The sequence below is a fragment of the Dyella sp. C9 genome (assembly GCF_003332825.1).
Classification (GTDB): Bacteria; Pseudomonadota; Gammaproteobacteria; order Xanthomonadales; family Rhodanobacteraceae; genus Dyella.
The window spans coordinates 24,888-46,777 of the sequence record NZ_QIRF01000016.1; the positions used below are offsets into that span (position 1 = coordinate 24,888).

General features: G+C 65.0%; 16 protein-coding genes, 1 tRNA gene and 1 pseudogene. All 18 read left to right on the top strand.

What is annotated here, in order from left to right:
• The first annotated feature begins 6 nt into the window (after positions 1 to 6).
• The 18 genes and pseudogenes from nuoF (at position 7) to DVU99_RS15970 (ending at position 21,888) form a co-directional block, all read left to right on the top strand.
• Complete coding sequence (nuoF, locus tag DVU99_RS15885; RefSeq protein WP_114241208.1) at positions 7 to 1,317, top strand: NADH-quinone oxidoreductase subunit NuoF; 1,311 nt, start codon at positions 7 to 9, stop codon at positions 1,315 to 1,317.
• A complete protein-coding gene (gene nuoG / locus DVU99_RS15890; protein WP_114241209.1) occupies positions 1,314 to 3,635 on the top strand; it encodes an NADH-quinone oxidoreductase subunit NuoG in 2,322 nt (773 codons plus the stop codon). Before nuoF ends, nuoG begins: the two co-directional genes overlap by 4 nt.
• A gap of 4 nt (positions 3,636 to 3,639) precedes the next feature.
• On the top strand, positions 3,640 to 4,668 hold the full coding sequence (gene nuoH, locus DVU99_RS15895; RefSeq protein ID WP_114241210.1) for an NADH-quinone oxidoreductase subunit NuoH: 1,029 nt from the start codon (positions 3,640 to 3,642) through the stop codon (positions 4,666 to 4,668).
• A gap of 7 nt (positions 4,669 to 4,675) precedes the next feature.
• Positions 4,676 to 5,167, top strand: coding sequence for an NADH-quinone oxidoreductase subunit NuoI (nuoI, locus tag DVU99_RS15900; protein ID WP_114241211.1), 492 nt, complete (start codon positions 4,676 to 4,678; stop codon positions 5,165 to 5,167).
• 13 nt (positions 5,168 to 5,180) lie between these two features.
• Positions 5,181 to 5,831 carry an NADH-quinone oxidoreductase subunit J gene (locus tag DVU99_RS15905; RefSeq protein WP_114241275.1) on the top strand — a complete coding sequence of 217 codons (651 nt, stop codon included), beginning with the start codon at positions 5,181 to 5,183 and terminating at the stop codon, positions 5,829 to 5,831.
• The gene (nuoK, locus tag DVU99_RS15910; RefSeq protein WP_114241212.1) at positions 5,828 to 6,133 is read left to right on the top strand and encodes an NADH-quinone oxidoreductase subunit NuoK; all 306 of its coding nucleotides are present in this window, start codon (positions 5,828 to 5,830) and stop codon (positions 6,131 to 6,133) included. Before DVU99_RS15905 ends, nuoK begins: the two co-directional genes overlap by 4 nt.
• A 4-nt stretch (positions 6,134 to 6,137) precedes the next feature.
• Positions 6,138 to 8,207 (top strand): NADH-quinone oxidoreductase subunit L, encoded by a 2,070-nt coding sequence (gene nuoL, locus DVU99_RS15915; RefSeq protein WP_114241213.1) that lies wholly within the window; start codon positions 6,138 to 6,140, stop codon positions 8,205 to 8,207.
• Positions 8,208 to 8,220: 13 nt separating this feature from the next.
• Positions 8,221 to 9,732: an NADH-quinone oxidoreductase subunit M gene (locus tag DVU99_RS15920; protein WP_114241214.1), complete on the top strand. Its 1,512-nt coding sequence runs from the start codon at positions 8,221 to 8,223 to the stop codon at positions 9,730 to 9,732.
• Positions 9,733 to 9,744: 12 nt separating this feature from the next.
• The gene (gene nuoN / locus DVU99_RS15925; RefSeq protein ID WP_114241215.1) at positions 9,745 to 11,184 is read left to right on the top strand and encodes an NADH-quinone oxidoreductase subunit NuoN; all 1,440 of its coding nucleotides are present in this window, start codon (positions 9,745 to 9,747) and stop codon (positions 11,182 to 11,184) included.
• Between the two features lie 112 nt (positions 11,185 to 11,296).
• Positions 11,297 to 11,373, top strand: a tRNA-Met gene (locus DVU99_RS15930).
• Between the two features lie 206 nt (positions 11,374 to 11,579).
• The gene (rimP, locus tag DVU99_RS15935) at positions 11,580 to 12,098 is read left to right on the top strand and encodes a ribosome maturation factor RimP (protein ID WP_114241216.1); all 519 of its coding nucleotides are present in this window, start codon (positions 11,580 to 11,582) and stop codon (positions 12,096 to 12,098) included.
• Between the two features lie 48 nt (positions 12,099 to 12,146).
• Complete coding sequence (gene nusA / locus DVU99_RS15940) at positions 12,147 to 13,652, top strand: transcription termination factor NusA (RefSeq protein WP_114241217.1); 1,506 nt, start codon at positions 12,147 to 12,149, stop codon at positions 13,650 to 13,652.
• A 129-nt stretch (positions 13,653 to 13,781) separates the two neighbouring features.
• Positions 13,782 to 16,580, top strand: a pseudogene (gene infB / locus DVU99_RS15945) (translation initiation factor IF-2).
• A gap of 161 nt (positions 16,581 to 16,741) precedes the next feature.
• Positions 16,742 to 17,125, top strand: coding sequence for a 30S ribosome-binding factor RbfA (gene rbfA / locus DVU99_RS15950; RefSeq protein WP_114241218.1), 384 nt, complete (start codon positions 16,742 to 16,744; stop codon positions 17,123 to 17,125).
• The gene (gene truB, locus DVU99_RS15955; protein WP_114241219.1) at positions 17,125 to 18,063 is read left to right on the top strand and encodes a tRNA pseudouridine(55) synthase TruB; all 939 of its coding nucleotides are present in this window, start codon (positions 17,125 to 17,127) and stop codon (positions 18,061 to 18,063) included. Before rbfA ends, truB begins: the two co-directional genes overlap by 1 nt.
• 140 nt (positions 18,064 to 18,203) lie before the next feature.
• Positions 18,204 to 18,473 (top strand): 30S ribosomal protein S15, encoded by a 270-nt coding sequence (gene rpsO / locus DVU99_RS15960; protein WP_114241220.1) that lies wholly within the window; start codon positions 18,204 to 18,206, stop codon positions 18,471 to 18,473.
• A gap of 83 nt (positions 18,474 to 18,556) precedes the next feature.
• On the top strand, positions 18,557 to 20,662 hold the full coding sequence (gene pnp, locus DVU99_RS15965) for a polyribonucleotide nucleotidyltransferase (RefSeq protein WP_114241221.1): 2,106 nt from the start codon (positions 18,557 to 18,559) through the stop codon (positions 20,660 to 20,662).
• A 158-nt stretch (positions 20,663 to 20,820) separates the two neighbouring features.
• Positions 20,821 to 21,888 (top strand): poly(R)-hydroxyalkanoic acid synthase subunit PhaE, encoded by a 1,068-nt coding sequence (locus DVU99_RS15970; protein ID WP_114241222.1) that lies wholly within the window; start codon positions 20,821 to 20,823, stop codon positions 21,886 to 21,888.
• Positions 21,889 to 21,890: the final 2 nt, after the last annotated feature.

Below are 21,890 nucleotides of genomic sequence, written 5' to 3' on the forward strand. Positions count from 1 at the left end.
GGCGCAATGGCTTACGGACCCGCACCCAAGGAACACCAGGTCGTCTACACCACGCTGCATTTCGACAAGCCGTGGGCGATGGACAGCTATACCCAGGTCGGTGGTTATGAAGCGTGGAAGAAGATCCTCGCCGAAAAGCCCGACCCGAACGCTCTGATCGAAGAGATCAAGAAGAGCAACCTGCGCGGCCGCGGCGGCGCAGGCTTCCCGACCGGCCTCAAGTGGTCCTTCATGCCCAAGGGCGACATGCAGAAGTACATCCTCTGCAACTCCGATGAATCGGAGCCGGGCACCTGCAAGGACCGCGACATCCTGCGCTTCAACCCGCATGCGGTGATCGAAGGCATGGCGATCGCGTGCTACTGCACGGGCTCGACCGTCGCCTACAACTACCTGCGTGGCGAGTTCCATCACGAGCCGTTCGAGCACTTCGAAGAGGCGCTGAAGGAAGCCTACGCGGCCGGCCTGCTCGGCAAGGACATCCAGGGCACCGGCATCAACGTGGACATCTACGGCGCGCTTGGCGCCGGCGCCTACATCTGCGGCGAAGAAACCGCGCTGATGGAGTCGCTGGAAGGCAAGAAGGGCCAGCCGCGCTTCAAGCCGCCGTTCCCGGCCAACTTCGGCCTGTACGGCAAGCCCAGCACGATCAACAACACCGAGACCTATGCCTCGGTGCCGGCCATCCTGCGCAAGGGTGCCGACTGGTTCCTGGCGCAGAGCAAGACCAAGAACGGTGGCCCGAAGATCTTCTCGGTCTCCGGTTGCGTGCAGAAGGGCGGCAACTTCGAGGTTCCGCTCGGCACCACCTTCGACGAGCTGCTGGAAATGGCCGGCGGTCTGCGTCCGGGCCGCACCCTCAAGGGCGCGATCCCCGGCGGCGTGTCCATGCCAGTGCTGCGCGCCGAGCAGCTGAAGGGCCTGCCGTTCGATTACGACACCCTGCGCGACCTCAAGACGGGCCTGGGCTCGGGTGCCATCGTGGTGCTCGACGACACCGTCTGCACGGTCCGCTTCACCCGCCGCATCTCGCAGTTCTTCCACAAGGAAAGCTGCGGCCAGTGCACCCCGTGCCGCGAAGGCACCGGCTGGATGCACCGCGTGCTGGATCGCATCGTGGCCGGCCAGGGCACGATGGACGACCTGCATCGCCTCAAGGCCATTGCCGGCCAGATCGAAGGCCACACCATCTGCGCGTTCGGCGAAGCCGCCGCGTGGCCGGTGCAGGGCTTCCTGCGCCAGTTCTGGGATGAATTCGAGTACTACATCGTCAACGGTCGCTCGATCGTCGACGACAAGCTTGGAGCCGCCGCATGAGTGCGCTGCCCACTACGCCTAATCTTGACCTGCTGAACATCGAGATCGACGGCAAGCCCACGCAGATCCGCAAGGGCGCCATGATCATCGAGGCGGCCGATGCCATCGGCGTGTCGATCCCGCGCTTCTGCTACCACCGCAAGCTCCCCATCGCCGCCAACTGCCGCATGTGCCTGGTGGAAGTGGAGATGGGCGGCAAGCCGATGCCCAAGCCGCAGCCTGCCTGCGCCACTCCGGTGGCCGAAGGCATGAAGGTGAAGACCCGCACCGACGTTGCCCTGAAGTATCAGAAGGACGTCATGGAGTTCCTGCTGATCAACCACCCGCTGGATTGCCCGATCTGCGATCAGGGCGGCGAGTGCGAGCTGCAGGACGTCGCGCTGGGCTACGGCCGCAGCGTGTCGCGTTACACCGAGCGCAAGCGCACCATCGCCGACGAGAACCTCGGCCCGCTGGTCGCCACCGAGATGACCCGCTGCATCCAGTGCACCCGCTGCGTGCGCTTCACCAGCGAAATCGCCGGCACCTACGAGCTGGGCGGCATGAGCCGTGGTGACAACCTGCAGATCGGCACCTACATCGGCAAGACGATCGAGACGGAGCTCTCGGGCAACATCATCGACGTCTGCCCGGTGGGCGCGCTGACCAACAAGCCGTTCCAGTTCCAGGCCCGCGCCTGGGAGCTGGTGGCCAAGCCGTCGGTCGCCTACCACGATGCGCTGGGTTCCAACCTGTGGCTGCACACGCGCCGCGGTGAGGTGCTGCGCACGGTGCCGCGCGACAACGAGTCGATCAACGAATGCTGGCTGTCCGACCGTGACCGCTACAGCCACCAGGGCCTGTATGCGGCCGACCGCGTGGGCGCGCCGCAGGTGAAGCGCAACGGCCAGTGGCAGTCCACCACCTGGGAGGACGCGCTGGGTGCGGCCGTGGAATCGCTGAAGGCGGTGCCGGGCAGCGACCTGGGCGTGCTGGTCCATCCGGCCACCACCAATGAGGAAGGCGACCTGCTGGTGCGCCTGGCTCGTGGCCTGGGTAGCGCCCACGTCGATCATCGCGTGCGCCAGCTCGACTTCGCGGACAACGCCGCGGCACTGACGTTCGCCAAGCCGGTGGCCGAGCTCGACAAGGTCAAGGCTGCGCTGCTGGTCGGTTCCGACCTGCGCCATGAGCTGCCGCTGGTCAATCACCGCATCCACCAGGCAGTGAAGAAGGGCGCCAAGGTCTACGCCGTCAACCCGGCGAGCTTCCACTTCAACTACACGCTGGCCGGTGAAGCCATCGTGGCGCCGCAGGCGCTGGTCGATGCGCTGCTGTCGCTGGCAAAGGCGGCTGTCGAGGCCGGTGCCACCGCGCCGGTCGCGCTGGCCGACGCCATCAATGGCGCCTCCTCCGACCAGGGCGACAAGGACGCCATCGCCGCGATGAAGGGCGGCAGCGCCGTGGTCATCCTCGGCGAGGCGGCCGTGACGCACCCGCAGGCCTCGTGGCTGCGAGCGGTGTCGCGCTTCATCGCCGAAGCCACGGGCGCGGCCTACAACGAGCTGCCGGTGGGCGCGAACGCCGTGGGCCTGGCCCGCGTGGGCGTGCTGCCGGGCAACGGTGGCCTCGATGCGCAGGCCATGCTGGTCCAGCCGCGCAAGGCGTACGTGCTGTACGGCGTGGAGCCGCAGGACGTGGCCGACGGCGCGGCTTTCCTCAAGTCGCTCAAGGGCGCCCAGAAGGTGGTGGCCTTCTCCGCCTACGCTAGCGCCGCGCTGCGTGAGGTGGCGGACGTGATCCTGCCGATCGGCCTGCTGCCGGAAATCGAAGGCACCCTGGTCAACGTGGACGGCTTCTCGCAGAGCGTGGCCGCCGGCGCCAAGGCGCCAGGCGACGTGCGTCCGGGCTGGAAGGTGCTGCGTGCGCTGGGTGGCGTGCTCAAGGTCGCCGGTTTCGAGTTCGACGACCTGGCCGGCCTGCGCGAAGGCATCAGCGAGCGTGGTCACCAGGCGCGTGCCGAACTGGCCTCGCGTCCGGCGGTGGCTGGCGTGAGCCGCCTGGCCACTTGGCCGATCTACCGTACCGATGCTGTTCTGCGCCGTGCCACGGCCCTGAGCAAGCATCCGCTGAATCGCGCACCGGCGGTGCGCGTGAATGCGGCTGAAGCCCAGCGCCTGGGCCTGGGCGAGGGTCATGCGGTCCGCGTCGCCGACGTGGTGCTGCCGCTGGTGATCGATGGCAGCGTGCCCGATGGTGCCGCCTGGATCGAAGCCGCACACGACGACACCGTCACGCTGCCGCCGTACGGCGCGGCCCTCACCCTGAGCAAGGCGTAAGCACATGGGCGAACAGCTTTTCAATAACGTCCTCTGGCCCGTCCTGGGCGTCCTCGCCATCGTCCTGCCACTGGTGGTGACCGTGGCGCTGTACGTGTGGTGGGAGCGCAAGGTCCTCGGTTGGATGCACGTGCGCATGGGACCCAACAAGGTCGGTCCCTTCGGCCTGCTGCAGGCCTTCGCGGACGTCACCAAGCTGCTGCTGAAGGAAGTGATCCTTCCGTCCAGCGCCAACCGGGTGATGTACTACATGGCGCCGCTGATCGCGTTGGTCCCCGCGCTTGCGGCCTGGGCGGTGATCCCGTTCAACGACCAGCTGGTGCTGGCCAACGTCAACGCCGGCGTGCTGTATCTGCTGGCCATGACCTCGCTGGGCGTGTACGGCATCATCCTGGCCGGTTGGGCCTCCAACTCGCGTTACGCACTGCTCGGTGCCATGCGTTCGGCCGCGCAGGTGATCTCCTATGAGCTGGCGATGGGCCTGTGCCTGGTCTGCGTGCTGGTGCTGGCCGGCTCGCTGAACCTCACCGACATCGTGCATGCGCAGGCAGGCAGCAAGGGCATCGGCGACTGGTTCATGTGGCCGCTGTTCCCGGTCTTCATCATCTACTTCATCTCGGGCGTGGCCGAAACCAATCGCGCACCGTTCGACGTGGCCGAAGGCGAGTCGGAAATCGTCGCCGGCTTCCACGTGGAGTACTCGGGCTCGGCCTTCGCGCTGTTCTTCCTAGCCGAATACGCCAACATGATCCTGGTCAGCTTCCTGGCTTCGATCCTGTTCATGGGCGGCTGGCTGTCGCCGCTGCCGGAGTCGTGGGGCTTCCTGGGCCACTCCAGCATCCTGTGGCTGTTCGCCAAGGTGTTCGTCTTTGCCTTCCTGTTCCTGTGGTTCCGCGCCAGCTTTCCGCGTTACCGCTATGACCAGATCATGCGTCTGGGCTGGAAGGTGTTCATTCCCATCGCTATTGCCTGGGTCCTCGTCGCCGGCTGCATGAAGTACTTCGGCTGGGTCACCGTCGGCACGGGAGGCTGAAGAAAACATGTCCCGCGTTACTCACTATTTCAAGAGCCTCCTGCTCATCGAGCTGCTGAAGGGCTTGGGCCTGACCATGCGATACATGTTCAGCCCGAAGTACACGATGCGCTACCCTATGGAGCACATCCCCAAGTCCAACCGCTTCCGTGGCCTGCATGCCCTGCGTCGCTACGCCAACGGCGAAGAGCGCTGCATCGCGTGCAAGCTGTGCGAGGCGGTGTGCCCGGCACTGGCGATCACGATCGACTCCGCGCCGCGTGAAAGCGACGGCCAGCGCCGTACCACGCGCTACGACATCGACCTGTTCAAGTGCATCTTCTGCGGCTTCTGCGAAGAAAGCTGCCCGGTCGACTCGATCGTCGAGACCCACATCCATGAGTACCACTTCGAGCAGCGTGGCGAGAACGTGGTGACCAAGCCCCAGCTGCTCGCCATCGGCGACCGCTTCGAGGCCGACATCGCGGCTGCCCGCGCTCAAGACGCCGCCTATCGTTGAGGACACTACTGTGATTGATTCGTCTGTGTTCCAACTTGTCTGCTTCTACGCCTTCGCCGCGGTGACCGTGGTGGCGGCGCTGGGGGTGATCACCCTGCGCAACACGGTGCACGCCGTGCTGTCGCTGGTGCTTACCTTCTTCAGCACCGCCTGCATCTGGCTGCTGGCCGAGGCTGAGTTCCTGGCCATCGCGCTGGTGGTGGTGTACGTCGGCGCGGTGATGGTGCTGTTCCTGTTCGTGGTGATGATGCTGGACATCGACCGGGAGCAGGTGCGGGAAGGCTTCATCAAGTACCTGCCGGTCGGCATCATCGTCGCCCTGGTCATGCTGGGCGAAATGCTGGCCCTGATCGGCGTGCGCGCCATGCACGAGCAGGTGATGGGTGCCAACCCGGCCACCGTGGCTGGCATGTCCAATACCGAGTGGCTGGGCCACGCCCTGTACACCGAATTCCTGCTGCCGTTCGAGATTGCCGCGTTGATCCTCACCGTCGGTGTCGTGGCTGCCGTGGTGCTGACCCTGCGTCACCGCACCGGTGTCCGCCACCAGCAGGCCTCGCAGCAGGTTCGCGTCGATGCACGTGACCGCGTCCGCGTGGTGAAGATGGCCGCCGTCGTTCCGGCGGCACCGCAGCCGGCACCGGGCAAGGAGACCACCCCATGATCACGCTCTCGCACTTCATCGTGCTTGGCGCGGTGCTGTTCTGCATCGCCCTGGCCAGTCTTTTCATCAATCGCAAGAACGTGATCGTTCTGCTGATGTCGATCGAGCTGATGCTCCTCGCGGTGAACATCAACTTCGTGGCGTTCTCCCGTTTCCTGGGCGACGCGGCAGGGCAGGTGTTCGTGTTCTTCATCCTCACCGTGGCCGCGGCGGAAACCGCCATCGGCCTGGCGATCCTGGTTCTGCTGTTCCGCAACCGCAGCACCATCAACGTCGCCGAAATCGACAGCATGAAGGGCTGAGCCGATGGAACTGTCTACATCCATTTTGCTGACCATCGCGCTGGCTCCGCTTGTCGGCTGCCTGCTGGCGGGTTTCCTTGGTCGCATCATCGGCCGCGCCGGCTCGCACACCGCCACCATCCTTGGCGTGGCGATCGCCTGCGGCCTGTCGTTCTACGTGCTGTACCAGCTCACCGTGGGCGGTGCGCCGGTCTATAACCAGAATATCTACACCTGGTTCGAGATCGGCCGCTACAGCGCGCACGTGGGTTTCCTGATCGATCGCCTCACCGCCATGATGATGGTGGTGGTGACCTTCGTGTCGCTGCTGGTGCATATCTACACCATCGGTTACATGGCGGAGGATCCGGGCTACCAGCGTTTCTTCAGCTACATCTCCCTGTTCACCTTCTCGATGTTGATGCTCGTGATGAGCAACAACTTCATGCAGCTGTTCTTCGGCTGGGAAGCGGTGGGCCTGGTGTCGTACCTGCTGATCGGCTTCTGGTACAAGCGCCCGACGGCGATCTTCGCCAACCTCAAGGCGTTCCTGGTCAATCGCGTGGGTGACTTCGGCTTCCTGCTCGGCATCGCCGGCGTGCTGTACTTCCTGGGTACCCTGGACTACGCCACGGCCTTCGCCAGCGCGGACAGCCTGATCGGCAAGACCCTGCAGATCACCCAGAACACCCATTGGGATGCCGCCACCGTCATCTGCATCCTGCTGTTCATCGGCGCCATGGGCAAGTCGGCCCAGGTCCCGCTGCACGTGTGGCTGCCGGACTCGATGGAAGGCCCGACCCCGATCTCGGCGCTGATCCACGCCGCGACGATGGTGACTGCCGGCATCTTCATGGTGGCCCGCATGTCGCCGATCTTCGAGCTGTCGGAGACCGCGCTGAGCTTCGTGATGGTGATCGGCGCCACCGGTGCCTTGTTCACCGGCCTGATCGGCATCGTGCAGAACGACATCAAGCGCGTCGTCGCGTACTCCACGCTGTCGCAGCTGGGCTACATGACGGTGGCGCTGGGCGTGTCGGCCTACACCGGCGCCGTGTTCCACCTGATGACCCACGCCTTCTTCAAGGCCCTGCTGTTCCTGGGTGCCGGCTCGGTGATCATCGCCATGCACCATGAGCAGGACATGCGCTACATGGGCGGCCTGCGCAAGTACATGCCGATCACCTGGATCACCATGTGGATCGGTTCGCTGGCGCTGTGCGGCGTGCCGTTCTTCGCGGGCTTCTACTCCAAGGACGCCATCATCGAGGCGGTCGGCGAATCGCATCGCTGGGGCGCAGGTTATGCCTACTTCTGCGTGATGGCCGGCGCCTTCGTGACCGCGCTGTACACCTTCCGCCAGATGTACCTGACCTTCCACGGCAAGGAGCGTTTCGTGGTGGTGCACGATCATGGCCACGGTCATGGCCACGACGCGCATGCCGAGCACGACGAGCACCATCACGTGTCGCACAAGGATGACCATGGCCACCACGAGCCGGGCATCATGCACGAGACGCCGAAGGAGTCGCCGTGGGTGGTGACGCTGCCGCTGATCCTGCTGGCGATCCCGTCGATCATCGTCGGTGCGCTGGCCATCCAGCCGTTGCTGTTCGGCGAGTGGTTCGGCTCGGCCATCCATATCAACGAAGCCAACAATGTGCTTGGCGAAGTTGGCAAGGAGTTCCACGGCTGGGCCGCGATGGCGCTGCACGGTTTCACCCAGTTGCCGTTCTGGCTGGTGGCCGCCGCCTTCGTGATCCAGACCTATATCTATCTGTTCAACCCGGCCGTGGCCGATCGCATCAAGACCGCGCTCAAGCCGATCTACAACGTGCTCAATCACAAGTACTGGTTCGATGCGGTGTACTACATCGTGTTCGCCCGTGGCGGTATCGCCCTTGGTCGCGCCCTGTGGAAGGGTGGTGACGCGGCGGTGATCGACGGTGTGCTGGTCAATGGTTCGGCGGGTCTGGTGGATCGCATTGCCGGTGGCGTGCGCCGCCTGCAGTCCGGCTATCTCTATCACTACGCCTTCGCGATGATTCTCGGCCTGATCCTGCTGCTCGGCGGGTATTGGCTGGTCGGGCAATAAGGGAACCTGCTCCATGTTCAATCATTTGCTCAGCCTGCTGATCTGGCTCCCCATCGTGGGTGCCATCCCGGTGCTGCTCTGCGGCTCCGGTCGCCCCAACGGTGCACGCTGGACCGCACTGCTGGTCGCCATCGTCACCTTCGTGCTCAGCCTCTACCTGCTGCCGCAGTACAACGCAGCCGACGGCGCCAAGCAGCTGGTGGAAAACCACGTGTGGATCGCCTCGCTTGGCGTCCACTACAGCCTCGCGGTCGACGGCATCTCGGTCGCACTGATCCTGCTCACCACCTTCGTCGGCATCCTGGTGATCGTCGGCGCGTGGGAGGTGATCCAGACCAACCCGCACCAGTACATGGCCGCCATGCTGGTGCTCGAAGGCCTGATGATCGGCGTGTTCTGCGCCACCGACGCGTTGCTGTTCTACGTGTTCTTCGAGGCCATGCTGATCCCGATGTTCATCCTCATCGGTGTCTGGGGTGGCCCGCGTCGCGTCTACGCCACGCTGAAGTTCTTCATCTACACGTTCTTCGGCTCCATCTTCATGCTGGTGGGCCTGATCTACCTGTACCTGAAGGCCGGCGGCTCATTCGACCTCAATACGCTGGCCGCGTTGCCGCTGACCATGAAGGAGCAGACCTGGCTGTTCTTCGCCTTCCTGATCGCCTTTGCGGTGAAGGTGCCGATGGTGCCGGTGCACACCTGGTTGCCGGATGCCCACGTGGAGGCGCCGACCGGCGGTTCGGTGGTGCTGGCCGCGGTGATGCTGAAGATCGGTGGCTACGGTTTCCTGCGCTTCTCGCTGCCGATCACCCCTGACGCTTCCGAAGCGTACGCCTGGGTGGTCATCGGCCTGAGCCTGATCGCGGTGGTCTACATCGGCTACATCGCACTGGTGCAGGAAGACATGAAGAAGCTGGTGGCGTATTCGTCCGTGGCGCACATGGGCTTCGTCACCCTGGGTATCTTTATCGCCTTCATGCTGGTGCGTGGCGCCGGCAACCTGGATGCGGCCAAGCTGGGCATGCAGGGCGCAATGGTGCAGATGATCTCGCACGGCTTCGTGTCGGGCGCCATGTTCTCGTGCATCGGCGTGCTGTATGACCGCCTGCATACCCGCCAGATCAAGGATTACGGCGGCGTCATCAACGTGATGCCCTGGTTCGGCTTCTTCTACGTGCTGTTCGCCATGGCCAACAGCGGCCTGCCGGGTACCAGCGGCTTCGTGGGCGAGTTCCAGGTGGTGCTGGCCAGCTTCCAGGCCAATCCGTGGATCGCGTTCTTCGCAGCCTTCACGCTGATCATCGGTGCCGCGTACACGCTGTACATGGTCAAGCGCGTGCTGTGGGGCGACATCACCAACCCGCACGTGGCTGAAATGAAGGACATCAACGGCCGCGAGTGGTTCGTGCTGGGCGCCTTCGCCGCCGCCGTGCTGGCCCTGGGCATCTGGCCGCAGCCGCTCATCCACCTGATGGATGCCTCGGTGTCGCAGCTGGTGACGCAGCTTGGCAACCACAAGATCTAAGCAGGACCGATCATGCCGAATTTCAATGACATTCTGATCCTGTTGCCGGAGCTGTATCTGGTGGCGGCGGCGTGCTTGCTGCTGTTGCTGGACGCCTTCATGAAGGCCGAACAGCGTCCGCTGCTGCACTGGCTCTCCATCGCCGTCCTGCTGGTGGGCATCTACCTTGTGGTAGAAGGCCAGCCCAGCCAGGCGGTCACCGCCTTCAATGGCATGTTCGTCCGCGACGGCGTGGCGGAGATCCTCAAGGTCTTCGCGCTGTTGACCACGGTGCTGGTGTTCATCTACGCCAAGCCCTACCTGATGGACCGCAAGCTGTTCGTGGGCGAGTTCTACACGCTCACCATCTTCGCGGTGATCGGCATCATGCTGCTGGTTTCGGCCGGCAACCTGATCATGGTGTACCTGGGCCTGGAACTGCTGACGCTGTCGTCGTACGCGCTGGTTGCCCTGAACCGTGACTCGCGCCTGTCCTCCGAGGCGGCCATCAAGTACTTCGTGCTGGGCGCGCTGGCCTCGGGCATGCTGCTGTACGGCATGTCGATGGTCTACGGCGCTACCGGCACGCTTGACCTGGCCCACCTGCACGTCGCCGCCACCCAGACGTCCATGCCGCACCTGCTGGTGTTCGGCCTGATCTTCATGATCGTGGGCATCGGCTTCAAGCTCGGCGCGGCGCCGTTCCACATGTGGATCCCGGACGTGTACCAGGGTTCGCCGACGGCAGTGACCATCTTCATCGGTTCGGCGCCGAAGCTGGCCGCGTTCGGCATGGCCTACCGCCTGCTGGCCTCGGGCCTGGGCGACCTGGCCTACGACTGGCAGCTGATGCTGGCCTGCCTGGCGGTGCTCTCGCTGGCGATCGGCAACATCGTTGCCATCGTGCAGAGCAACCTCAAGCGCCTGCTGGCCTATTCGACCATCTCGCACATGGGCTACCTGCTGCTGGGCCTGGTCAACGCCGGTCCCGAGGGTTACGCCTCCGCGCTGTTCTACGCCATCAGCTACGCGCTGACCGGCGCCGCGGCCTTCGGCCTGATCCTGGCGCTCGCCCGTGCCGGTTTCGAATGCGAGGAAATCGACGACCTCAAGGGCCTGAACCAGCGTTCGCCGTGGGCTGCGTTCCTCATGATGCTGGTGATGTTCTCGCTGGCCGGCGTGCCGCCGCTGTTCGGCTTCTTCGGCAAGCTGATGGTGTTCCAGGCCGCGATCCATGCAGGCTTCCTGTGGCTGGCTATCGTCGGCGCGGTGTTCGCCATCATCGGCCTGTACTACTACCTGCGCGTGGTCAAGGTGATGTACTTCGACAAGCCGGTCGAGGGTACTGAGATCCGCCTGCAGGGCGACGTGTCGGTTCGCGTGGTGCTTTCGCTCAACGTGCGGGCGTTGCTGGTGCTGGGCATCGGCTGGGGCCCGCTGTTCAGCTGGTGCCAGCGGGTGTTCGTAGGCTGATGTCTGCCATGGCGGCTGTCATCCGCCATGGCGATTACTTCAGATATCTGAAATTTTTTTGCGAAAAGGCTTGCAAGAAATCGGCCATCTCGCTAATATTTCTGGACTCTGATGCGGGGTGGAGCAGTCTGGCAGCTCGTCGGGCTCATAACCCGAAGGTCGCAGGTTCGAATCCTGCCCCCGCTACCAGATCTTTCTTAGAAGAACAAGAAAGCCTCCTCGTGAGGCTTTTTTGTTGGGCGCACGGAAGCGTCGCACTTGTGTCACAGGCTGCTTTGATGCTGGCCGTGCGGTGCCCCGGAAAGGTCTGGATGGGTCGGGACATCGGCGAGATAAGGGAATGGGCCGCTTGAGCCCATTTTTTGTTTCTGGCGACAGGTAACGGTAGACGAATCATGGACACGCAGGCACTCGCTCAACGTTTCACCGAGGTTCTGGCCGATTTGGGGCTGGAATGCATCGGTGTGGAGTTCTCCCCGTCGCAGGGGCAGAGTACCCTGCGGGTCTATCTGGACGCCGAGGGCCGTGAAGTCGGCCTGGACGATTGCGAAGGCGCCAGTCGCGAGCTGTCGGCGCTGTTGGACGTGGAAGATCCGATTCCGGGGCATTACGTTCTGGAGGTTTCCTCGCCCGGCATCGACCGCCCACTGTTCACTGCGGCGCAGTTTGCCAAGGTGGCCGGTACGGAAGTGAAGGTCCTGCTGAAGGCCCCGCTGGAAGGCCGTCGTCGCTTGCGCGGCAAGGTAGTGTCGGTCGATGGCGAGCGGATTTCGCTGGAAGCCGAGGGGAAGACCTTCGAGTTTGACCACGATGCGGTGGAAAGCGCGCGCGTGGTGCCCGACTGGGTGGCGCTCGGTTACGTGCCGCAGCCCAAGCCGGGCAAGGCGCCGGGCAAGAAGGCCTCGAAGAAGTAAATCAATCGAAACCGATCGGGCGCCGGTGGCGTCTACGGAGTTGCTGCAATGAGCAAAGAACTTTTGCTGGTGGTTGACGCGGTTGCCAACGAAAAGGGCGTGCCGCGCGAAGTGATTTTCCAGGCGATGGAAGCGGCGCTCGCGTCCGCGGCCAAGAAGCGCTATCCGGATGAGGATCCGGATATCCGCGTCACCATCGACCGCCACAGCGGTGACTACGAGACCTTCCGTCGCTGGGAGATCATCGCGGACGACGGTGAGATGGAGTCGCCGTACCACCAGGTGCGCCTGATGGACGCTGTCGACGAGCGCGAAGACGCGCAGGTCGGCGAGTTCATCGAGACTCAGATCGAGAACGCCGAATTCGGCCGCATCGCCGCCCAGGCCGCCAAGCAGGTGATCGTGCAGCGCGTGCGCGAAGCCGAGCGCCAGCAGGTGGTCGATGCGTTCCAGGAGCGCGTGGGCGAGCTGGTCACCGGCATCGTCAAGCGCGTCGAGCGCGGCAACGTCTACCTAGACCTGGGCAGCAACGCCGAGGCCTTCATCCCGCGCGACAAGACCATTCCGCGCGAGTCGGCCCGCGTGGGCGACCGCGTCCGTGGCTACCTCTACGAAGTTCGTTCCGAAGCCCGTGGCCCGCAGCTGTTCGTGTCGCGCGCCGCCCCGGAATTCATGATCGAGCTGTTCAAGCTGGAAGTGCCGGAAGTGGGCCAGGGCCTGGTCGAGATCAAGGGCTGCGCCCGCGATCCGGGCGACCGCGCCAAGATCGCCGTGGTCGCGCACGACACCCGCACCGATCCCATCGGCGCGTGCATCGGCATGCGCGGTTCGCGTGTGCAGGCGGTGTCCAACGAGCTCAACGGTGAACGCGTCGACATCATCCTGTGGCACGAGAACCAGGCCCAGTACGTCATCAACGCGATGGCGCCGGCCGAAGTGCAGTCCATCATCATGGACGAGGAAAAGCACTCCATGGACATCGCCGTGGCCGAGGACAAGCTGTCCCAGGCCATCGGTCGCGGTGGCCAGAACGTGCGCCTCGCCAGCAAGCTCACTGGCTGGCAGCTCAATGTGATGACGCAGGACCAGGTCGCCGCCAAGAGCGAGGCCGAGCAGGAAGCTGCACGCCAGCTGTTCATGGACAAGCTGGAAGTGGACCAGGAGATCGCCAACATCCTCGTGCAGGAAGGCTTCTCCAGCGTCGAGGAAATCGCCTACGTGCCCAGCGCCGAGCTGCTGGCTGTCGAAGGCTTTGACGAAGACATCGTCGAGGAGCTGCGCGCCCGTGCCCGTGATGCGCTGCTCACTGAGGCGCTGGCAGTGGAAGAGGGCATCGACGAGCATCAGCCGTCGGAAGAGCTGCTGCACCTGTCAGGCATGGATGAAGCCACCGCGTTCGCGTTGGCTTCGCGCGAGATCGTGACCGTGGACGACCTGGCCGACCTGGCCGTGGACGACCTCATCGATATCGAGGGCATGGACGAGGATCGCGCTGCAGCGCTGATCATGGCGGCGCGTGCGCCGATGATCGCGCGTCTGGAGAAGGGCGGCTAACCGCGGGCGGTAGCGCCCCGGAGGGGCGCGCCGAGGAGGGCCTGCAACGGCCTTCCACCAGGGATGGGGGTGGCCGTGCAGGCAAGGCCGCACGGACGATAAGCGCGGGAACGGCGGAGAAAGAACACGATGTCCGGTGAAACGATCAAACAACTGGCCCAGAGCATGAAGGTGCCCGTCGACAGGCTGCTGACGCAGCTGAGTCAGGCAGGCATGTCCTTCTCGGATCCTGAGCAGATCATCAGCAGCACTGAAAAGATGTAGCTGCTTGGCTTTCTGCGCCGTAGCCACGGCAAGGAAGCGTCGAGCGAAGGCGAGGGCGAATCCCCACGCCAGATCACGCTCAAGCGCAGCACGCGCGGCGAGCTGAAGCTGTCGACGCCGGGCGCCCGTGGCGCCGCCGGTGGTGCCAAGACGGTGAACGTCGAGGTGCGCGCCAAGCGAACCTACGTCAAGCGCAGCGTCATCGCCGAAGAGGCCGGTGGCGATGCCGAGCGCGAAGACGCCGCGCGCAAGCTGCAGGAGTCGCAGCAGCAGCGCGAGCATGAAGAAAACGAGCGTATCGAGGCCGATCGCCGCCGCCAGGAAGAAGTCCGGCAGCGCGAGGAAGAGGCCGCGAAGCGCGAGGCCGAGGAAGCTCAGCGCCGCCAGCAGGCGGAGGCCGAGGCCGCGGCACGCGCCAAGGAACAGCAGGAGCGCGAGGCTGCCGCACAGGCCGCTGCGCCGGCTCCTGCCCCGGCCGAGCCGACCAGTGCCGAGCCGGTCGAGAAGGCCGCGGCGGCACCCGAGCCGGTGGTGCAGAAGATCGACCACAGCTCGCTCGGCATGATCGTGCCGCGCATCCATGAACCGCGTCGCCGCGAGAAGAAGGTGGTGGCTGCGCCCGCACCGGCTCCTGCGCCAGCCCCCGCCCCCGCGCCAGCCGCTGCCGCGACGGGCACGGGCACGGGTGACAATCGAGGCAAGGCTCGCCACGGTCGCGATCGTGAAGACGTCGTGGGCGGCAAGCGTTTTGCCGGTGGCGAACTGCATCTCAGTGATGCCGATCGCGCCCGTCGCTCCAACAAGCGCGGCAAGCCTGGCAAGGGCCCAAGTCGCGACGTGCCGCGTGCCGGTGCGCCGGCAGCCGGCGGTGCCCACGGTTTCTCCCGTCCCACCGCGCCGGTCGTGCGCGAAGTGGTGGTGGGTGACAACAACGTGGTCGCCGACCTCGCCAACAAGATGGCGGTCAAGGGTTCGGAAGTGGTCAAGGCCCTGTTCAAGATGGGCGTGATGGCCACCATCAACCAGACCATCGACCACGACACCGCGGTGCTGGTGGTCGAGGAGCTCGGCCACAAGGCCGTGGCCGTCAGCGAGAACAACGCCGAGGCCGCGCTGGCTGCCCACACGCAGAGCGCTGAGCTGGAGGGCGAGAAGAAGCCGCGTCCGCCGGTGGTCACCATCATGGGCCACGTCGATCACGGCAAGACCTCAACGCTCGACTACATCCGCCGCACCAAGGTCGCGTCGGGTGAAGCGGGTGGCATCACCCAGCACATCGGTGCGTATCACGTGGAAACGCCCAAGGGCGTCATCACGTTCCTGGATACCCCGGGCCACGCGGCATTCACTTCGATGCGTGCACGTGGCGCCCAATCCACGGATATCGTGGTGCTGGTGGTCGCAGCTGACGACGGCGTCATGCCGCAGACAGCCGAAGCCGTGAAGCATGCGCGCGCCGCCAAGGTGCCGCTGATCGTGGCGCTCAACAAGATGGATAAGGCCGACGCCAATCCGGACCACGTCAAGCAGGGCCTCGGCAACCTGGAAGTGATTCCGGAAGAGTGGGGTGGCGACACGCCGTTCGTGCCGATCTCGGCCAAGACCGGTATGGGCATCGACGATCTGCTCGACGCCATCCTGGTCCAGGCCGAAGTGATGGAGCTGAAGGCGGTCGAAGACGGCCCGGCGTCCGGCGTGGTGATCGAGTCCAGCCTGGACCGCGGTCGCGGCCCGGTGGCGACGGTGCTGGTGCAGCAGGGCACGCTCAAGCGCGGCGACTTCGTGGTGTGTGGCATCGAATACGGCCGCATGCGCGCACTGATCGACGAGAACGGCAAGACCGTGCAGGAAGCCGGCCCGTCGATTCCGGTGCAGGTGCTGGGTCTGTCCGGCGTGCCGGAGTCGGGCGACGACTTCGTGGTGGTGGCCGATGAGCGCCTCGCCCGTGAAGTGGCCGCCGAACGCCAGCTCAAGCGCCGCGAGACGCGCATGGTCAGCAAGGCCAACCGCCTTGAGGACATCATGGCCCAGATGGCCCAGGGTGCCGAGCAGCAGACGCTCAACATCCTGGTCAAGGCCGACGTGCAGGGTTCGGTGCAGGCGCTGCGTGAGTCGCTCAGCGCGATCGGCAACGAGAACGTGAAGGTCAACGTGATCGCAGCCGGCGTCGGCGGCATCACCGAGTCCGACGCCACCCTGGCTGCCGCCTCCAAGGCGCTGGTCATCGGCTTCAACGTCCGTGCCGACGCCTCGGCGCGCAAGGTGATCGATACCTCGGGCCTCGACGTCCGCTACTTCTCGATCATCTACGACGTGATCGACCAGGTGAAGCAGGCCGCTTCGGGTCTGCTGGGCAAGGAAGTGCGCGAAGAGATCATCGGTATCGCCCAGGTGCGCGAAGTGTTCCGCAGCTCCAAGTTCGGCGCGGTGGCCGGTTGCATGGTCATCGAAGGTACGGTCAAGCGCAGCAAGCCGATCCGCGTGCTGCGTGACAACACCGTGGTCTTCCAGGGCGAACTGGAATCGCTGCGTCGCTTCAAGGACCTGGTCGACGAAGTGCGCAACGGCATGGAATGCGGTATCGCCGTGAAGCAGTACAACGACGTCAAGGTCGGTGACCAGATCGAGTGCTTCGAGCGTATCGAGGTGGCCCGCACGCTGTAACCGCGGGACGAGGGGTGAGTAGCGAGGGCGCGAAAACCCCATGTCCGGCAAGCCTCCGAAGCCCGGGCAGTCCTGCCCGGGCTTTGCGTTTTTTCCGTAAACTGCGGCGTTGGCGCCCTCGCTACTCGCCCCTCGCCCCTGTGGCGTCCAAGGAGGCTTTCATGCCCTCACGCGATTTCAAGCGAACCGATCGGGTCGGCGCCGAGCTGCGCCGCGAACTGGGTCTGCTGGTCCATGCCGCCGTGCGCGACCACGGCCTGCCGTCGGTCAGCGTCTCCGACGTGGAAGTGACCCGCGACCTCGACTTCGCCACCGTCTGGGTGACCGCGCTGCTGTCCGAGCAGTCCAAGGAGGCGGTGAAGGCGCTCAACGAGCTGGCCGGCGAATTCCGCCGCACGCTGTCGCGCAGCATGCGCCTGCGCCGCGTGCCGGAGCTGCGCTTCAAGTACGACGACTCGGTCGACAAGGGCGAGCGCATTGAAACCCTGTTGCGCCAGGACGGCGCCCGTACCGTGGCGCCGGACGAGGAAAGCACCGAAGACTGATGAAGCGGCGGATACGTTTTCGCGATCTCCACGGCATCGTGCTGCTGGACAAGCCGCTGGGCCTGAGTTCAAACCAGGCCCTGCAGGTGGTGCGCAAGGGTATTTTCCGGGCGGAGAAGGGTGGCCATACCGGCGCGCTGGACCCGCTTGCCAGTGGACTGCTGCCGCTGTGTTTCGGCGAGGCCACCAAGATCGCCGGCATGTTGCTGGGCTCACGCAAGGCCTACCTGGCCGAATGTCGGCTGGGCGCCACCACCTCCACGGCCGACCTCGAGGGCGAGATCGTGCAGGAGCGGCCGGTGCCGCCCCTGACCGACGAGGCCATCGAGCAGTCGCTGGCCAAGCTGCGTGGCCGCATCACCCAGGTACCCCCTGCCTATTCGGCGATCAAGAGGGATGGCGAGCCGCTCTACGTGAAGGCCCGTCGCGGTGAGGCCGTGGACGTGCCGGCCCGCGAGGTGGAGGTCTACCGGCTGGACGTACTCTCCCGTACCGCGGAGAGCCTCACCCTCTACGTGGAATGCGGCTCGGGCACCTATGTGCGCAGCCTGGCCGTGGATCTGGGCGAGGACCTGGGGTGCGGCGCCCATCTGACGGCCTTGCGCCGGCTATGGGTGGAGCCGTTCATGGCGCCGGCCATGGTCACTGTTGAGCAGTTGCAGGCGGCCGCCGCGCAGGGCGACGAAGCCTTGCTGGCGCTGCTGCTGCCGGTCTCGGCCGGTCTGGCCGGTCTGCCCGAGCTGCGTCTGGACGCGACGCGCAGCCTGGCTGTCTCACAAGGGCAACAGATTCCGCTGGATCCGTCGATGGCGGGGCGACTGGCCGTGTTTGGCGAGGACGGCCGCCTGTTGGCCCTGGGCGAAGCGGCGGGCGGGCGGTTGTCCATCGTCCGGGGCTTCAACCTGCCGCCGGCTGCCCCACGCGACCGCCCCGCATGACGGTCTTGTTGTCTTTGGGCTCCGCTAGTTACAATACGGAGCTTGTTCGAAACTTTTCATTCATCAAGGCGAAGCTTGCGCAACGTCATCCAAGTGATGTTGCGCAAGCTTCGCACCCGTTTTTTTAGGAAGAGATACCCATGTCCCTTACCGCAGAACAGACCGGCAAGATCATCGCTGACTTCGGCCGCGTGGCGAACGACACCGGTTCGCCGGAAGTCCAGGTCGCCCTGCTGTCGGCCCGCATCGACCACCTGACCGACCATTTCAAGGCCCACAAGCAGGACCACCACTCGCGCCGCGGCCTGCTCAAGCTGGTCAACCAGCGCAAGCGCCTGCTGGCGTACCTGAAGGATCGTGACCTGGCTCGTTACCAGAGCCTCATCGAGCGCCTCGGCCTCCGTCGCTAATTCCATGGTTTTGCGCTCATTCGTGAGCGCAAAGATCAAAATGCGGTCATCCCTGGCCGCACTCCAAAATTCAGGAAAAGACAGTGGCGAAAGTAACCAAGTCATTCCAGTTCGGTAATCACGAAGTCACACTGGAGACGGGCGAAATCGCCCGCCAGGCTTCCGGTGCCGTCATGGTCAGCATGGGCGGCACCGTGGTGCTGGTCACCGTGGTGGCCAACGCCAAGGCGAAAGAAGGCCAGGACTTCTTCCCGCTTACCGTCGACTACGTCGAGAAGTTCTACTCCGCGGGTCGCATCCCGGGTGGCTTCTTCAAGCGCGAAGGCCGCCCGACCGAGAAGGAGACGCTCACCTCGCGTCTGATCGATCGTCCGGTGCGTCCGCTGTTCCCGGAAGAGTTCAAGAACGAAGTGCAGGTCATCGCACAGGTCGTCTCGCTGAACCCCGAGATCGACGGCGACATCCCGGCCATGCTGGGCGCGTCCGCCGCGCTGAGCCTCGCCGGCATCCCGTTCAAGGGCCCGATCGGCGCCGCCCGCGTGGGCTACGCCGATGGCAAGTACCTGCTCAACCCGACCGCGACCGAGCTGAAGACCTCGGCGCTGGATCTGGTGGTCGCCGGTACCTCCAACGCCGTGCTGATGGTCGAGTCGGAAGCCAAGCTGCTGTCCGAGGACGTCATGCTGGGCGCCGTGGTGTTCGGTCACCAGCAGATGCAGGTGGCCATCCGCGCCATTGCCGAGCTCGCCACCGAGGCGGCCCGTCCGTCCATGGTGTGGGAAGCCCCGGCCCGCAACGAGTCGCTGATCGCCGCCCTCAAGGGTGCCGTCGGCAACCAGCTGGAAACCGCTTTCCAGGTGCGCGACAAGCTGCAGCGCCGTGACGCCATCGCCGCCATCAAGGCCGACGTGCTGGCCTCGCTGGCCGCCGACGCCGAAGCCAAGGGCTGGGACAAGGCCGAGCTGTCGAAGGAATTCGCCGAGCTCGAATACCGCACCATGCGCGACGGCGTGCTGAAGACCAAGGTCCGCATCGACGGCCGCAACCTGGACGACATCCGCCCGATCAGCGTGCGCGTCGGCGTGCTGCCGCGTACCCATGGTTCGGCGCTGTTCACCCGCGGCGAAACCCAGGCGCTGGTCGTGACCACGCTGGGCACCACCCGCGATGCGCAGATCATCGACGCGCCGGAAGGCGAGTCGAAGGATGCCTTCCTGTTCCACTACAACTTCCCGCCGTTCTCGGTGGGCGAGGCTGGCCGCTTCGGCGCGCCGAAGCGTCGCGAGATCGGCCACGGCCGTCTTGCCAAGCGCGGCGTGCAGGCCGTCAAGCCGACCATCGAAGAGTTCCCGTACGTGATCCGCGTGGTCTCGGAAATCACCGAGTCCAACGGTTCCTCGTCGATGGCCTCGGTGTGCGGTTCCTCGCTGGCCATGATGGACGCCGGCGTGCCGCTGAAGTCGCCGGTGGCCGGCATCGCCATGGGTCTGGTCAAGGAAGGCGACGACTTCGTCGTGCTGTCCGACATCCTGGGTGACGAAGATCACCTGGGCGACATGGACTTCAAGGTGGCCGGTAGCGCCGAGGGCATTTCCGCGCTGCAGATGGACATCAAGATCGACGGTATCACCGAAGAGATCATGCGTACCGCGCTGGCCCAGGCCAAGCAGGGTCGCCTGCATATCCTCGGCGAGATGGCCAAGGTCATCACTACCGCCCGTTCGGAGATGAGCGAGTACGCCCCGCGCCTGCTCACCATCAAGATCCACCCGGACAAGATCCGCGAAGTCATCGGCAAGGGCGGCGCCACCATCCGCTCGATCACCGAAGAGACCGGCACCACCATCGACATCAGCGACGACGGCACCGTGGTCATCGCCTCGGTCAACCGCGAGGCTGCCAACGCCGCCAAGGCACGCATCGAGCAGATCGTGTCCGACGTCGAGCCGGGCCGCATCTACGAAGGCAAGGTTGCCAAGCTGATGGACTTCGGCGCGTTCGTGACCATCATGCCGGGCAAGGACGGCCTGGTGCACGTCTCGCAGATCTCCAGCGAGCGCGTGGAGAAGGTCTCCGACAAGCTGAAGGAAGGCGACATCGTCAAGGTCAAGGTGCTGGAAGTGGACAAGCAGGGCCGTATCCGCCTGTCCATGAAGGCCGTGGCCGAGGACGAAGGCGCCAACGCCTAAGCCTCGAGCTCAGCAAGAAGTCGCGAAAGCCCGGCCCCGTGCCGGGCTTTCGTTTTTCTTGCACTGCAGCAAGCCAGGGCATCTGGCGCTAATGCGTATTTTGCGTTCGGTGCAACATGCTTTTGCTACGATGCTGGCAGGTTGACGAGGATGCGGGCATGGCCGAGCAGGCAAGTGATTTGTTGAAGGAATACCAGGCAATGGCGCAGCAATCCTGGGATGCCTGGACGCGTTACCTGCAACAGCAAGCCGGCACGGCGACTCCATTTGGTACCGCCGCCCACGCGGCTTCCGGCGGCAGTGGTGACGACCTGCTGGCGCGCAGCATGGCGGCCATCAAGGGTTACGGCGAATGGCTGCAGGGCGCGGTGGGAAGCGGCCTTGGCCAGAGTGGCGCCGACTGGCAGCAATCGCTGCAGCATCTGTTCGGCAGCCTTGGCGGCCAGCCGTTTGCCCATGCCTTCGCCAGCATCGACAGCGAAGCTGCACGCAGCTTCGGCCAGATGTGGCAGTCCTGGCTGCAGGCCAGCCAGGGTGCGATGCCGGGCGCGCGCTTCGACATGGAGCACATGGCGGCCTTCGGTTACACCCGCGAACGCCAGCTGCAGCAGCAGGCGCTTGCCGCGGCCATGCAGGAATACCTGGAGTGGTCAGGCCGGTATCAGGCGCTGATCCAGCGCGCCAACACCGAGGGTTTCGAGCGACTGCAGGCCAAGCTGGCCGAACTCACCGATACGACACGGCAGGTCGAATCGCTGAAGGCGCTGTACGACCTGTGGGTCGACGGAGCCGAGGAAGCGTACGCGCAGATAGCCCTGTCGGAGGAATTCCGTCACGCCTACGGCGAGATGGTCAATGCACAGAGTCGCGTGCGCGAACTGCAGCGGCAGCAGCTCGATGTGTTCTGTCGTGAACTGGGCATGCCCACGCGCAGCGAGGTCAGCGCGCTGGGCAAGCGCCTGCAGGAGCTGCGCCGCGAAGTGCGTGTCGGCGCATCCCCGGAGGCGGCGGACGAAGTGGCTGCCTTGCGCGCCGAGGTGGCGACACTGAAGCGCGAACTGGCCGGGCGCGACGCGCCAGCCAAGCTGCCGGCAAAGAAGCCCGCCACGCGCAGCGCCAAGCGCAGCATGGAAGAGGACGAGGCCGTCGTGCGCAGGCCCAAGCCTGCCGCCGCGGTGGCTGCCCGCAAGTCGGTCGTGCGTGGCGCCACGCGCACGCGCAAGTAAGG